Source organism: Polynucleobacter cosmopolitanus (assembly GCF_002224225.1).
Lineage (GTDB): Bacteria > Pseudomonadota > Gammaproteobacteria > Burkholderiales > Burkholderiaceae > Polynucleobacter > Polynucleobacter cosmopolitanus.
On the sequence record NZ_NJGG01000002.1, the window covers coordinates 337,308 to 352,810 of the forward strand.

A 15,503-nucleotide genomic window follows, 5' to 3' on the forward strand; every position below is an offset into this window, starting at 1 on the left:
CTGGTAGTTCTCTACCAGTCATTGTTGTTTTTCGTATTAATTTTTAGTTTACTTCTAATTTATAGGATATCTTAGCCGATATCTTATAAAGAAGCGTGCAAGCCCTGCAAGTCGTAAACCTCGAGTTGATCAATCGCTTTAATTCCAGCAACCGCTGCCTTAGCACCACTGATGGTGGTGTAATAAGTCACGCGATTTGCTTGTGCGGTTGTTCTGATGGATCTTGAGTCCGCAATGGCCGCTCTGGTTTCATCAACGGTGGTGAACACCAACTCAATTTCACCATTTTTGATCATGTCCACAATGTGCGGGCGACCATCTTTGACTTTGTTCACGCGCTTGACTGGCACACCGGCCTTCTCAATCGCATCAGCAGTGCCTTGTGTTGCGACAATGGAATAACCCATGTCGTGAAGCATTTGTGCCACTTCAACAGCCTTGGCTTTATCACTGTCTTTGACGGTTAACAACACCGCTCCTGACTTAGGCAAGGTGGTGCTGGCTGCCAATTGTGATTTAAACAAGGCCTCACCAAAGGTTTTACCCACACCCATGACTTCACCAGTTGAACGCATTTCTGGTCCAAGAATTGGGTCGACGCCCGGGAATTTATTGAATGGGAAAACTGCTTCCTTGACTGAGAAGTATGGCGGTATGACTTCATCACCAATGCCCTGCTGATCCAAACTTTGACCAGCCATACAGCGAGCCGCAATTTTTGCTAATTGCAAACCGGTTGCTTTTGATACGTATGGCACTGTTCTAGAAGCACGTGGGTTCACTTCAAGAACATAAACAATGTCTTTGCCATCGACTTGCTGAATCGCGAACTGCACGTTCATCAAGCCAATCACATTGAGGCCTTTGGCCATTGCTGCAGTTTGGCGACGCATCTCATTAACGGTTTCTTTTGATAGTGAATATGGCGGCAATGAACATGCTGAGTCACCTGAGTGAACACCCGCCTGCTCGATGTGTTCCATCACACCACCGATGAAGACTCTCTTACCATCAGAGATACAGTCCACATCACACTCAATCGCATCGTTCAAGAATCTATCTAACAACACTGGTGAATCGTGAGAAACCTTCACCGCTTCACGCATGTAGCGCTCTAGATCACGACCGTCATGAACGATTTCCATGGCACGACCACCCAAAACATACGATGGACGAACCACCAAGGGGTAACCAATCTCTTCAGCCAACTTCAGAGCTTCTGGCTCTGTACGAGCTGTTCTGTTTGGTGGCTGACGCAGACCTAAGTCTTGCAATAGCTTCTGGAAACGTTCGCGGTCTTCAGCAGCATCGATCATGTCTGGGCTGGTACCAATGATAGGTACACCATTCGCTTCTAGATCAAGTGCTAGTTTCAATGGGGTTTGACCACCATACTGAACAATCACTCCCTTTGGCTTTTCAATCGCAACGATCTCCAAGACGTCTTCAAGTGTCAATGGCTCAAAGTACAAGCGATCAGAAGTGTCATAGTCAGTAGACACTGTTTCTGGGTTGCAGTTGACCATGATGGTTTCATAACCATCGTCACGCATCGCCAAAGCGGCGTGCACGCAGCAGTAATCAAATTCAATACCTTGACCAATGCGGTTAGGACCACCGCCCAAGACCATGATCTTCTCTTTGGTCGTTGGTTGTGATTCGCATTCACCGTGTTCTGCTTCGTAGCAAGAGTACATGTAAGCGGTGTTGGTTGAAAACTCTGCTGCGCAAGTATCAACGCGCTTATAAACAGGTCTTACCTTCAAGGCATGACGTGCTTCACGAACTGCTTTGGCATTGGTCTTTAAGAGCTTGGCCAAACGACGATCTGAGAAACCTTTTTGTTTTACGAAGCGCAATTCTTGCGCGCTCATGTCTTTTAATTGGCGCTCTTCTAACTTCTTTTCAATATCGATCAATTCTGATATTTGTGCCAAGAACCAAGGATCAATCGCTGTGTGCATGAATGCATCAGCTTTGCTCATGCCCATGCGGAAGGCATCACCCAAGAACCAAATGCGGTCTGGGCCTGGCTCACGGATCTCTTGAATGATCTCGTCCAAGTCTGTTGATTTTTCATCCAAACCATCCACACCAACTTCAAGACCACGCAAAGCTTTTTGGAATGATTCTTGGAATGTTCTACCAATCGCCATCACCTCACCCACAGATTTCATCTGAGTGGTCAAGCGCTTGTCAGCAGCTGGAAATTTTTCAAAGGCAAAACGTGGGATCTTCGTCACAACGTAATCAATCGATGGCTCGAACGATGCCGGTGTTTTGCCACCAGTGATGTCGTTTTGTAATTCATCCAAAGTGAAGCCCACCGCCAATTTCGCCGCAATCTTAGCGATCGGGAAACCAGTTGCTTTTGATGCCAAAGCTGATGAGCGAGACACACGTGGGTTCATCTCAATCACGATCATGCGGCCATCAACTGGGTTAATCGAGAACTGAACATTTGAGCCGCCGGTGTCCACGCCGATTTCACGCAATACAGCCAATGAAGCATTACGTAAAATTTGATATTCGCGATCAGTCAATGTTTGAGCAGGCGCCACCGTGATTGAATCACCTGTGTGCACACCCATTGGGTCTAAGTTTTCAATCGAGCAAACGATAATGCAGTTGTCTTTGCGATCACGCACCACTTCCATCTCGTACTCTTTCCAACCCAAGAGTGATTCCTCAATCAGAAGTTCACGCGTTGGAGAAAGATCTAGACCACGTTTACAAATTTCTTCAAATTCTTCACGGTTATAAGCGATACCACCGCCTGAACCACCCATCGTGAACGATGGACGGATGATCACAGGGTAACCAGAACTACCAGTTTCAACCATGATCTGTTGTTGAACAGCATTCGCTTCTTCCAGTGAATGTGCAATCCCAGACTTGGCTGAACCAAGACCGATTTTGGTCATTGCTTCTTTGAACTTTTGACGATCTTCTGCTTTGTCGATGGCCTCTGGTGAAGCACCAATGAGCTCACAACCGTATTTCTTTAAAACGCCATGTCTGTGCAAATCCAAGGCACAGTTCAAAGCTGTTTGACCACCCATGGTCGGCAAAATCGCATCTGGTTTTTCTTTAGCGATGATTCGTTCAACTACTTCCCAAGTGATCGGCTCAATGTATGTCACATCAGCCATCTCTGGATCCGTCATGATGGTCGCAGGATTACTGTTAACTAAAATAACTTTATAACCTTCAGAACGCAATGCTTTACAAGCTTGCGCGCCTGAGTAGTCAAACTCACACGCTTGTCCAATCACAATTGGACCTGCGCCAATAATGAGGATACTTTTTATGTCGGTACGCTTAGGCATTCGTCAATCTCACATCAATTTAATAAAGCGATCAAACAAGTACGCAATGTCATGCGGACCCGGCGATGCCTCTGGGTGACCTTGGAAACAAAAAGCTGGCTTATCAGTCCAAGCCAATCCTTGTAATGAACCATCAAACAAAGACACATGAGTCGGTCTTACATTTGCTGGCAATGTTGCTGCATCCACAGCGAAGCCGTGGTTTTGTGACGTGATCACCACACGACCATCATCCAAGTCTTTGACTGGATGGTTGGCACCGTGATGACCGAATTTCATTTTGAGAGTTTTAGCGCCTGCTGCCAAACCCATGATTTGATGACCCAAGCAAATGCCAAATGTTGGAATACCTTTGTCGATGATGGTTTTAGCTGCTGCAATCGCGTAATCGCATGGCTCAGGATCTCCTGGACCATTTGAGAAAAACACGCCATCTGGTTTCATGGCCAACACGTCGGCGGCTGAAGTCTTGGCAGGTACCACCGTGATTTTGCAGCCGCGCTCTGTGAGCATGCGCAAAATATTGCGCTTCACACCAAAGTCATAAGCCACCACATGCTTGAGTGGTTTTTCTAATTTGTTAAAACCTGGTTTACCGTGATCTGCATTCAGACTCCACTCGCCTTCAGTCCATTCATAGGTCGAAGGTGTGGTCACCACTTGCGCCAAATCCAAACCAGCCATTCCTGGAAAGCTCTTGGCTGCAGCCAATGCTTTTTCAGTCAAGACTGCGATCGTGTCACCCACTTTGCCCGTCACAATGGCGCCCGGCTGAGCACCCTTGTCGCGCAGAATGCGTGTCAATTTACGTGTATCAATGCCAGCGATGCCAACAACGTTTTCGCCAGTTAAATAATCACTCAATGTTTTTTCAGAGCGGAAGTTTGAAGCGATCAATGAAAGATCTTTGATGATCAAACCAGCTGCGTAGATTTTGCTAGATTCGCAATCTTGTTGATTCACACCCACATTACCAATGTGTGGATAGGTCAAGGTCACGATTTGACGTGTGTAACTTGGGTCTGTGAGGATTTCTTGATAACCAGTCAAAGCTGTATTGAAAACAACTTCACCAGCGGATTGCCCAACGGCGCCAATGCTGTAACCTGGAAAAATGGTTCCATCGGCAAGAGCCAAAACTGCTGGGGGTAAAGAAGGAATTAGTGGCAGCAAAGGTATTCTCCAAAGCCCTGCTGCCATCCGACACATCCCTCATCCGGAAAAGACACCTCCGGTCTGAGAATTTTCGGGAGGTATATGTGTCTTTAAGCGCTAGGGCAAGTATCTAATAATTTAACTAAGAAATTATACCTTACTGGGGGTCTTTGACCCGACTAGACACTTCTACTGAAAATGAAAATAGGGGATAAATCCCCTATTTTTCAATTACTTAGATTGTTTTATCTAGCGCCTTTGGTGCGCTATCTCAAGCTCAAGAAGCAGCGGTGAACAATGTTTTGATTTGAGCCAAAACACTCTGATCATCCAAGGTACTCAAATCACCTGGGTCACGGCCTTCTGCCACCGCTTGGAGGGCACGACGCACAATCTTGCCAGAGCGTGTTTTTGGCAAAGCAGCCACCACATACACACGCGCAGGTCTTGCAACTGCTCCCAATTGAGAATCCACTGTTTTTAGAATCTCAGCTTCCAAAGTGGCGGTGTTGTTTGAGTCTTTAGCGATTGCAAAACCAATCGCTACCTGACCTTTGAGTTTGTCAGCAATACCCACCACAGCCACTTCAGCCACATTTGGATGGCTTGAAATACTCTCTTCAATCTCACGGGTACCAAGACGATGGCCAGCAACGTTGATCACGTCATCGGTGCGACCCAAGATGAAGAAGTAACCATCTTTGTCTTTGATGCCCCAGTCAAAGGTGGAATAAACCATCTTGCCTGGCACAGTTTCCCAATAAGTTTTAACAAAGCGTGCGTCATCACCCCAAACCGTTTGCATACATCCCGGAGGCAATGGTCCTTCAATGGCAATAACACCTTTTTGATCAGCGCCGAGTTCAGCACCTGTTGCGTCATCCAAAAGTTTCATGTTGTAACCGTAAACAGGCACACCTGGTGAACCAAACTTGTGCGGCATCACTTCAATGCCACGCTGCAAAGCAAGCATTGGCCAACCTGTTTCTGTTTGCCAGTAGTTATCAACGATTGGCTTGTTGATTGCGCCATGCAACCATGAAGCCGTTGGCTCATCCAATGGTTCTCCCGCTAAGAACACTGAGCGCAAAGTTGATAAATCGTATTTTGATAAAAATGCTGGGTCTTGTTTTTTCAATACACGTGCTGCCGTCGGTGCAGAGAACATCACGGATACCTTGTACTTCTCAACCAAATTCCACCAGATACCAGCATCCGGACGCAAAGGCGTGCCTTCGTACATGATGGTTGCCATGCCGTTGAGCAATGGGCCATAAATGATGTAGCTGTGTCCAACCACCCAACCAATGTCAGAAGTTGTGAACATTGCCTCACCTGGCTGACCGCCATAAATGTGGCGCATCGATGAAGCCAAAGCGACTGCGTAACCACCCGTGTCACGTTGCACACCTTTTGGTTTACCAGTGGTGCCTGATGTGTACAAAATGTAAGAAGGATCAGTGGCATCTACCCATTCGCAAGGCACCTGAGCATCCATCACTTTGGCGCGCTCAGTTGCGTAATCCAAATCACGGCCTGCTACCTTGTTGTACTCGACCAATTTGCGATCAATCAACAAAACTTTTTCTGGTTTGTGTGTTGATAAAGTAATGGCTTCATCCAACAAGGGCTTGTATGGCACAGGCTTGCCACCACGGGCACCTGCATCGGCCAAGATCACCATCTTTGGTTTTGCATCATCGATTCTTGAGGCCAAGCTGTGTGAAGCAAAGCCACCAAACACCACAGAGTGAATCGCACCAAGACGAGCACAAGCCAACATCGCAAAAGCAGCTTCAGCCACCATCGGCATGTAAATCAAGACGCGATCGCCTTTAACAACACCATGGGCCTTAAGAATCCCAGCCATGCGATTCACTTCAGTGTGAAGCTCTTTGAACGTGTAAGTTTTTTCTTGATCGGTTTCTGTTGATACAGAAATCAAAGCTTGTTGATCGCCACGATCTTTTAGATGACGGTCTACAGCGTTATGGCAAAGATTGATTTTGCCGCCCACATACCACTTTGCAAATGGAGGATTGTTGTAATCCAAGACTTTGTCAAAAGGCTTTTGCCATTCAACTAATTTAGCTTGCTCCGCCCAAAATCCCTCTGGATCTTTAATTGAGCGCTCGTGAAATGCCTTATAAGCAGACATGTATCTCTCCCTGATAAATAGTCATTAGTACTTTAACCGAATGAATGTGCAACTTCATACTGACTAGCATCTGACACATCAGGGTTCACCCTAATTCATGAGGGTCGAATCAGCCCAAATGGGGCCCTGAATGCCTAATTGGATTTTTTCTCATTGGCTGCCACCTTTGAATCTGCTTGTGGCTTTGGCTTTGGCTTATTGGTGTTGTTGGCCGTTTGTTTATTGGTGGACTGCTTATTACTAGCTTGCTTACTAGCCGGTTTTTTAGCTTTTGATCCACTGGCATTGTTGGCCGTGGTTTTTGGCTTGGCCTTCGCCGCCGCCTCGCGTTCCAACATCAACTTGCCAGCGTTATTGGCTAGATGCTCAGCAACATCGCCCACCTTGCCGCCCCTAGGAATCAAGACCGTAGAGCCAGCCTTGATCCTCATACCTTTAGGAATATTATTGATTTGCCTGACTTGATTCGCATCCACATCCAAACGAGTGGCCAGTTGATCAACCGTCTCTCGATTGGCTACTCTGATAGCAGTCCATGAAGACAGGCGCCCTGTGTATTGCAATAGATTTTCTTGGAAAGATTCAGCACGACCAAAGGGCAATAAAATTTGTGGCTCACTGGCACCCAAAATCACTGGCTTATTGAATGATGGGTTCATGGCTTTGAACTCTTCAACGGTCATGCGAGCAAACTCCGCAGCCAAATCAACATCAATATCTTTTTCAGTTGTAACGATCACAAAGTACGGGTGATTTTCTAGAGTCGGCAGTGTCAAGCCATAGGACTTAGGATTGGTCACGATGTTTTTGATTGCCAACAATTTAGGGACGTAATTGCGCGTCTCATCTGGCATTTTCAAACTGGCGTAATCAGTCGGTAATTTTTTGGCTTGATTGCGTTTGATGGCTTTTGAAACATTGCCCTCACCCCAGTTGTAAGCTGCCAACGCCAATTCCCAATCACCAAACATTTTGTACAAACGTTGCAAGTAATCCAAAGCTGCATCGGTCGACTGAATCACATCGCGACGTTCATCACGAAAGATATTTTGAGTTAACTTAAAGTCTTTACCAGTGGCTGGCATGAACTGCCACATGCCCGAAGCTTTAGCCCTTGAGAAAGCCTCTGGATTAAAAGCACTTTCAATGAAAGGTAAGAGCGCAAGTTCCATTGGCATTTTGCGGCGCTCGACTTCTTCAACAATGTAAAAAAGGTAACGTGATGAGCGCGACATCATCCGATCAACATAGTCAGGGCGACTGGAGTAATAACGCACATGCTTGATCACCAGCGGACTATTTGAATCTTCTAGCTCAAAGCCATCACGGATACGATCCCAAAGATCGTTGTAAGGCGCATCCAATGCACCCACAGAATCTTTATCAATATTGACTCTTGGAGCTTTACCAGATTTACTGTACTTACCATTCTTGGCAGTTTGTTTGTTTGAGTTTGAATCACTCCAGTCTTCACCGGTGGTAGCGCATGCACTCAAAACCGAGGCCACCATCACAATGGTTAAGAGACGGCATAGTCGTGATAAAGAAAGTGAAGTTAAGAATGATTGCATCATGCTTTGAAGGTGTCTTTCCATGAACGCAAATGAGCAAAAACCGTCACTGGATAAGTGTCTTTGATTGCTTGATGTTGTTTAACAGATTCAATCACGCTGGATTCTTCACACCTTAAAAATGGGTTCACGCTTTTTTCATGAGCGATGGTGGTTGGTACCGTGGGCACACCTTGTTGACGCAAGGTCAGTGCTGTTTGTTGCCAAGCTAACAAGTCTTGATTTTGGGGTTCTACAGCCAAGGCGAATTTTATATTAGATAGGGTGTACTCGTGAGCGCAATGCACCAATGTTTGATCAGGTAAGTTTTTTAACTTATTCAACGAATCCACCATTTGTGCTGGAGTGCCCTCAAACAGGCGCCCACAACCTGTGGCGAACAATGTGTCGCCACAAAACACATGTTGGCGATCACCTGCATTTAAATAGAAGGCGATGTGTCCTGCGGTATGACCTGGTACATCTAGGACTGTGAAATCGCAGGCAGGTCTTGAAATAGAAACAACATCTGACTCAATGAGTTGCTCGGTGACCACTGAAATATTTTCATGAGCCGGCCCATAAACCACTGGTTTTACAAGGCCCAGTGATGCGCACCAAGTCAATAAATTAGCCACGCCACCGATGTGGTCAGCGTGATGGTGAGTGATTAGAATGGCAGTCAGTGTTAAATGATGTTCCGTGAGGTATTTAATCACCGGCGCAGCATCACCTGGGTCAACAATTACGGCACAATGCTTATCGGAAATCAACCAAATATAGTTATCGTCATAAGCTGCAATTGAACGCACTTGCAATAAATTGTCATCAGGCATAGAAATAACCACTTATGAGTCAACCAACTGATACCGATCATCAACAAGCCCCATGGACATCATGGGATGCTTGGCTTGGCTCGCCTCCAGGGAAATACGTCCTGAAGTGGGAACAAACTCAATTTGACCACATTGTGAGCGATATTTTTGGTTATCACGCCTTGCAAATTGGATTGCCGCAATTACCTGCTCTGACTGAAAATCGGATGCCCTTGCAAATGATCTTGCGCGCCCCGCATGACAAGCCCAATGATGAATCAGATGGTCAATGGCACACGATTGAAGGCATCCCAGAAGAACTGCCCTTTGCCAGCCAAAGTCTGGATTTGGTGGTGCTTCCCCATGTTCTTGAGTTCGCCACTGATCCTCACGCCGTGTTACGAGAAGTCGAACGGGTCTTGATGCCCGAAGGTCGGGTGGTCATTTCTGGATTTAATCCAGCCAGTTTGTGGGGTTTGCGCCAATACTGCAGTCATTTGGTTGGTCAACCTTACCTCCCTAGAGATGGTCAGTTCATTGCTTTATTGAGATTGAAAGATTGGCTCAAGCTACTTAACTTCTCTGTTGATCGCGGTCGCTTTGGTTGCTATCGATTACCTTTGAGAAGTGAGTCAGGGATGCAAAAGTTGGCTTTCCTCGAAAAAGCGGGTGATCGCTGGTGGCCTGTCTTGGGCTCTGTTTTCATGGTGTCAGCGATCAAACGGGTATCAACGTTGACACTGGTGGGCAGAATTGAGAAAGGCGTTGCGGCTAATCAAGCACAATTGAGCACAGTCACTCAATTAAACACATCCTCACAAAAGAATCAGTTGAAAGATCAGGCATGAGCACTCCCGCACAAAGCAAGGTTGTGATTTACACCGATGGTGCTTGCAAAGGCAATCCAGGCCCTGGCGGCTGGGGCGTGGTGTTGCGCTCAGCCGACAAGGAAAAGCACCTTCATGGCGGCGAGTTGATGACAACCAACAATCGCATGGAAATGACCGCCGTGATCGAGGCTTTAAAAGCCCTCAAAATGGCTTGTCATGTGAGTTTGTACACGGACTCAAAGTACGTGATGCAAGGGGTCACCGAATGGATGGGCGGCTGGAAGGCCAGGGGCTGGAAAACCGCCGGCAAAGATCCCGTTAAAAATGTCGACTTATGGCAAGAAATTGATGAATTACTGGGCAAGCATCAAATTGACTGGCATTGGGTCAAAGGCCACGCCGGCCATCCAGGCAATGAACTGGCTGATGCCCTAGCTAATAAGGGCGTTGAAGAAATCCTCAAAAAAACTGCGTTTTGAATTTAAATCCGGTCGAGACGACCGAATTGAATTAACCCCTCATAAATGCGGGGCATCCTCTTTGGGTTTTGCACACGGGATGATCTCTTGACAAAACGTACGCTTTTACGTACTATGTTCAAAAGGAGTGGAATGATGACTACATTAACCGCAAGTGAAGCTCGGGCAGGCCTCTACCGTTTGATTGATCAAGCAGCAGAGACACATAAGCCAGTGCTTATCTCTGGCAAGCGGGCAAATGCCGTTTTGGTTTCCGAGGAAGACTGGAGCGCTATTCAGGAGACGCTTTATTTATTGGCAATTCCGGGGATGCGTGAGTCGATTAAAGAATCAATGGCCGAGCCTATTGCTAAAAGTAAAAGGACATTGAAATGGTGACTTGGAATTTAGCTTATTCCAAGTTTGCTCTCAAAGATGCCAAAAAACTCACTGCCGCCGGACTAAGAGATAAGGCGCAGGCCTTGCTGGGTATATTAGAGCTTGATCCCTTTCAAAATCCACCTCCCTATGAAAAATTAGTGGGGGACTTAAAGGGTACCTATTCACGCAGAATCAACATTCAACATCGTTTGGTTTATGAAGTTTTTCGTAAAGAAAAAACGGTGCGCGTTTTAAGAATGTGGACTCACTACGAATAAGGTTGGCATTCGCTTAAAGGAGGATTGGGCATCCTTGGCCTTGGTCGATTTGACCAACGGCCACGTTAAGCCTAAATAAGTGCTAAATGAGGCTGAGTGTGCGAGAATTAATCTAGAACAATTAAGGAGATAGCGGCTTTAAATCAAAGCCCCTCAACCATGCAGTTAATCACCAATCTAAAAGACAAAGTCATGCAGCTGGGCTGCCGTGTTGTGACTTCTGCCATGAACCTGATCAAGAATTTTGATTGGGCTAAAACTTATGCGTTTGTGCTCAAGCACAAAAAGAGAATCATCATCATTTTGATCGTGCTTTTTGCTGCCAATTACGCTTATGACAAGTGGATGCCCAAGTCAGCGAAAAAAGCACCGCCACAATTAGTGACCACCACCGTCGTTGCAACTGCAGACACCCCAGTGATCATCGAAGCCACTGGCACCATCATTGCTGCCAACATTGTGGATATTCGCCCACAAACCACCAATGTGGTGAGCAAGATACATATTAAAGAAGGTCAAGCAGTAAAAACTGGTGATTTGCTGTTCACTTTGGACGACAGAGCCAGTCGTGCCAATTACGAAAAAGCCAAAGCCTTGGCCGATGATGCAACCCGCCAATACAATCGATCTTTAGAGTTGATTGAAAAGAAGTTTATTTCTCAAGCAGCGGCTGATTCTTCAAAAGCCAATATGCAATCCGCAGTGGCAAGCGCCAAAGCGGCTGAAGTTGCCCTGAGCTTTGATCACATTCGTGCACCGATTGCTGGTCGTGCTGGCGTGATCAATGTTTTCCCTGGCAGTCTTGTACAGGCTGGTACCAATATTTCAACAACCAGCAGCGCCACATCAACCACCACAACTGGTGCGATGGTGACAATCACTCAACTTGATCCGATCAATGTGCAGTTCACCATCCCTGAAAAAGAAATTCCTTTGATTCTTGCTGGTCGCGAAGCTGGCGAGGAGTTGACCGTGAGCGTGGATGTGAATGGCACTGACAAAGCTGTGGAAGGTACTGTGTACGTGGTTGACAATCAAGTGGACCCAGCCATTGGTGCGGTGAGAGTCAAAGCTCAATTAAGCAATAAAAATGGCGCGATGATTCAAGGGCAATTTGTCAGAATCAAATTAAAAGCCAAAACTTTGAAAGACTCTTTGGTCGTCCCAACCCAAGCAGTCGTTACCAACACCAAGGGTGATCATTTGTACGTGGTTGAAAACGCCAACACAGTTGCTCTTAAGCCAATCAAAGTGATTTACCAGTACCAAGGTCAGACAGTGGTCACAGGTGTGAACGCTGGTGACAAGATTGTGGTGGAAGGTAAACAAAACTTAAGGCCTAATGGCGTGATCAGAGAAACATCTGGCGCTGGGAAGTAATCAGTCATGAACATCTCAGAGTTATGTATACGCCGCCCGGTCATGACGGTATTACTGTCATTGGCCACCGTTGCCGCTGGCACTGTTGCTTATTTAAAAATACCCGTCGCTGCCCTACCAAGCTTTAACACGCCCGTCATTCAGGTCAGCGCCACCTTGCCAGGAGCCAGCCCTGAGAACATGGCATCAGCGGTTGCTCTGCCTTTAGAAAAAGAGTTTTCAACCATTGACGGTATCGCCGTCATCAGCTCAACCAACACATTGGGCAGTACCAACGTCACGCTTGAGTTCAACAATGACCGTGACATTGATAAAGCCGCAGTGGATGTCCAAGCAGCGTTGCTGCGTGCACAAAAGCGCTTACCGATTGAGATGACCAATCCGCCGTCGTACCGCAAGGTCAACCCTGCTGATGCGCCTGTCTTGATCATGACGATGACCTCTCCTTCGATGGATTTGTCACAAATCAATGATTACGCAGAGAACTTGATTTCTCCAACACTCTCTACCATTGACGGTGTGGCGCAAGTCTTGGTCTACGGTCAAAAAAGATATGCCGTCAGAGTTCAAGTCAATCCAACCGTATTAGCGGCCAAGAACCTCACCATTGATGATGTTGCCAAAGCCATCAACAATGCCAACTCCAACACCCCAGTCGGTGTTTTAGATGGCCCTCGTCAATTACTGACGATTTATGCCAATGAGCAATTGGTCAAGGCCAGCGAATATGCCAACTTGGTGATTGCCCAACGCAATGGTTTGCCAGTGCGCTTAAAGGATGTGGCGCTGGTTGAAGAAAGTTATGAATCTGTCAAAACAGTAGCGGCTTATAACGGTGAGCGCTCAATCGCCTTAGCGATCTTGCGCCAGCCAACTGCCAACTCTGTTGAAGTGGTTGATGCCGTGCGCAAGATGGTGCCTAAGTTCGAAGCGCAAATGCCAGCTTCAATCAAAGTAAATTTATTGATTGATCGCTCAAAATCAATCAGAGAAGCCATCCATGATGTGAACCTCACCTTGTTGCTCACCATCGGCTTGGTGGTGATGGTGATTTTCTTGTTCTTAAAGCGTGCGGCTGCCACGATCATTCCAGCATTAAGCTTACCGATCTCATTGATTGGAGCTTTCTCCATCATGTATTGGATGGGCTACAGCTTAGACAATATTTCTTTGCTGGGTATCACCATTGCTGTTGGCCTGGTGGTCGATGATGCGATCGTCGTGCTTGAAAACATCATGCGTCACATTGAAAACGGCATGCATCCCTTGAAGGCATCTTTATTGGGCAGCCGCGAAGTGAGTTTTACGATCATCTCGATTTCGATTTCATTGGTGGCCGTGTTCATTCCGATTTTCTTTTTACCAGGCCCACTGGGTTTGCTGTTCAGAGAATTCGCGGTGGTCGTGTCCTTATCTATTTTGGTATCAGCGGTGGTCTCACTCACTTTGGTGCCGATGCTGTGCAGTAGATTTTTACCAAAACATGGTCAAGAAGCCAAAGAGCCACCGATCACCATCAAGTTTGAGGGTTATTTCACTCAAGTATTGACCGCTTATGAAAAAGCACTTGATTGGGCACTCACCAATCAAAAGAAAGTTTTGCAAGGCGCCTTGGCGACTTTCATTATCACGATTGGTTTATTTGTGTGGAGTCCCAAAGGGTTTTTCCCGGAAGAAGACACTGGGCAAATATTTGTGACCACTGAAGCAGCAGATGATATTTCTTTCAACGCCATGATCGAGTTACAAAACAAAGCGGCTGAAATTGTTCGTAACAATGAAAATATTGAAGCACTTGTATCGATTATCGGCGGTGGCGCAAGCTCAGGCACCAATACAGGCAGGATGTTTGTCAATTTAAAGTCTCGTGATGAACGAGCTCCAATGAAGAAAGTGTTGGAGAGTCTGCGCAAAGACTTGAGAGACATTCCAGGCCTGGCAATTTATTTGCGCCCTATTCAAAACTTGCAATTAGGCGGCAAAGTCACCAAGAGTCGCTATCAATACATTTTGCAAAGCGTGGGCTTTGAAGGCATCAATGAATGGTCCACCAAAGTCACTGAAAAGATGCGTGCAGATCCTGGCATCTTCCGTGACATCACCACAGATTCTCAATTAAAAGGTTTGCAAGCTCAAATTGACATTGATCGAGAAAAAGCTGCGAGTGCCGGTGTGACAGTGGCTGATATTCGCAATGCCTTGTACTCTGCTTATGGTGAAAGACAGGTCTCAACCATCTACACCAGCGTGAACACTTACCAAGTGATTCTGCAAGCAGCGAATGAGTACAAGCAATATGAAACCGATCTTAATGGCATTTATGTGCGCGGCAGAACCAGTGATAAGTTAGTTCCACTGTCTAGCATTGCTACATTCAGAAGAACCATCGGACCAACTGCAGTGAACCACCAAGGTCAGGTGCCGGCGGTGACGATTTCATTTAACTTGGCACCAGATGTGGCCTTGGGCGATGCCACCAAGAAATTAGAACAATACGTCAAAGAGCTTCAATTACCTCCATCAATCATCACCAGCTACGGTGGCGATGCTGCGGTATTCCAAAGTGGTCAATCCAGCCAGATCATTTTATTGTTAGCGGCCGTATTGGTGATTTACGTTTTATTGGGCGTTTTATATGAGAGCTACATTCACCCCTTGACGATTTTGGCAGGCTTGCCATCTGCAGCCATCGGCGCTTTGATCTTCCTTCGAATTTTTGATTTGGAATTAACCATCATTGCGACCATCGGTATCTTGCTCTTGATCGGTCTGGTGAAAAAGAATGCGATTTTGATGATTGACTTTGCCCTAGATGCACAGCGCAATCAAAATATGTCACCTCGTGAAGCGATTCGCACGGCCTGCTTATTGAGATTCAGACCCATCTCCATGACCACCCTCACAGCCGTGGTGGGTGCATTACCAATTGCTCTAGGCTTGGGTGCAGGTGCTGAATTAAGACAACCTTTGGGTATTGCTGTGGTGGGTGGTTTGATTGTGTCGCAATTCGTGACATTGATCATCACACCTGTCATTTATCTTTATTTAGATAAATACAGCGGCACAGGCCCGATGGAAATCCCCGCTGAAATGCTGAAGGATTGAGCTTGAATTTTGAAGTCTGATTTTTGAGATTTAATTTTGTTATTGGTTTTAAATTAGAAAGAAT

11 protein-coding genes are annotated in these 15,503 nt (G+C 46.3%); 6 read left to right on the forward strand and 5 right to left on the reverse strand.

The window, feature by feature from the left end:
- Positions 1-83 precede the first annotated feature (83 nt).
- The 5 genes from carB to gloB all read right to left on the reverse strand — a co-directional run bounded on the left by carB (position 84) and on the right by gloB (position 9,028).
- Complete coding sequence (gene carB / locus AOC33_RS07260; RefSeq protein ID WP_089516275.1) at positions 84-3,329, reverse strand: carbamoyl-phosphate synthase large subunit; 3,246 nt, start codon at positions 3,327-3,329, stop codon at positions 84-86.
- Between the two features lie 9 nt (positions 3,330-3,338).
- Positions 3,339-4,529 carry a glutamine-hydrolyzing carbamoyl-phosphate synthase small subunit gene (gene carA / locus AOC33_RS07265; RefSeq protein WP_089516278.1) on the reverse strand — a complete coding sequence of 397 codons (1,191 nt, stop codon included), beginning with the start codon at positions 4,527-4,529 and terminating at the stop codon, positions 3,339-3,341.
- A 232-nt stretch (positions 4,530-4,761) separates the two neighbouring features.
- Positions 4,762-6,642, reverse strand: a complete 1,881-nt coding sequence (locus AOC33_RS07270) for a propionate--CoA ligase (protein ID WP_089516281.1) — start codon at positions 6,640-6,642, stop codon at positions 4,762-4,764.
- A gap of 134 nt (positions 6,643-6,776) precedes the next feature.
- A complete protein-coding gene (locus tag AOC33_RS07275; protein WP_245835634.1) occupies positions 6,777-8,216 on the reverse strand; it encodes a transglycosylase SLT domain-containing protein in 1,440 nt (479 codons plus the stop codon).
- Positions 8,213-9,028: a hydroxyacylglutathione hydrolase gene (gene gloB, locus AOC33_RS07280; RefSeq protein WP_089516284.1), complete on the reverse strand. Its 816-nt coding sequence runs from the start codon at positions 9,026-9,028 to the stop codon at positions 8,213-8,215. The genes AOC33_RS07275 and gloB overlap by 4 nt, the downstream gene beginning before the upstream one ends.
- A 14-nt stretch (positions 9,029-9,042) precedes the next feature.
- On the opposite strand from gloB, the gene AOC33_RS07285 reads away from it, so the two are divergent.
- The 6 genes from AOC33_RS07285 to AOC33_RS07310 all read left to right on the forward strand — a co-directional run bounded on the left by AOC33_RS07285 (position 9,043) and on the right by AOC33_RS07310 (position 15,439).
- Entirely contained in the window at positions 9,043-9,855 is an 813-nt protein-coding gene (locus tag AOC33_RS07285; RefSeq protein ID WP_089516287.1) for a class I SAM-dependent methyltransferase, read from the forward strand.
- Positions 9,852-10,316: a ribonuclease HI gene (gene rnhA / locus AOC33_RS07290; RefSeq protein WP_089516290.1), complete on the forward strand. Its 465-nt coding sequence runs from the start codon at positions 9,852-9,854 to the stop codon at positions 10,314-10,316. Before AOC33_RS07285 ends, rnhA begins: the two co-directional genes overlap by 4 nt.
- A gap of 135 nt (positions 10,317-10,451) precedes the next feature.
- Complete coding sequence (locus tag AOC33_RS07295) at positions 10,452-10,694, forward strand: type II toxin-antitoxin system Phd/YefM family antitoxin (protein ID WP_089516460.1); 243 nt, start codon at positions 10,452-10,454, stop codon at positions 10,692-10,694.
- Positions 10,688-10,954, forward strand: a complete 267-nt coding sequence (locus AOC33_RS07300) for a Txe/YoeB family addiction module toxin (protein ID WP_180738119.1) — start codon at positions 10,688-10,690, stop codon at positions 10,952-10,954. The genes AOC33_RS07295 and AOC33_RS07300 overlap by 7 nt, the downstream gene beginning before the upstream one ends.
- Positions 10,955-11,113: 159 nt before the next feature.
- Positions 11,114-12,334 carry an efflux RND transporter periplasmic adaptor subunit gene (locus tag AOC33_RS07305; protein ID WP_089516293.1) on the forward strand — a complete coding sequence of 407 codons (1,221 nt, stop codon included), beginning with the start codon at positions 11,114-11,116 and terminating at the stop codon, positions 12,332-12,334.
- A 6-nt stretch (positions 12,335-12,340) separates the two neighbouring features.
- Positions 12,341-15,439 (forward strand): efflux RND transporter permease subunit, encoded by a 3,099-nt coding sequence (locus AOC33_RS07310; RefSeq protein WP_089516296.1) that lies wholly within the window; start codon positions 12,341-12,343, stop codon positions 15,437-15,439.
- Positions 15,440-15,503 lie beyond the last annotated feature (64 nt).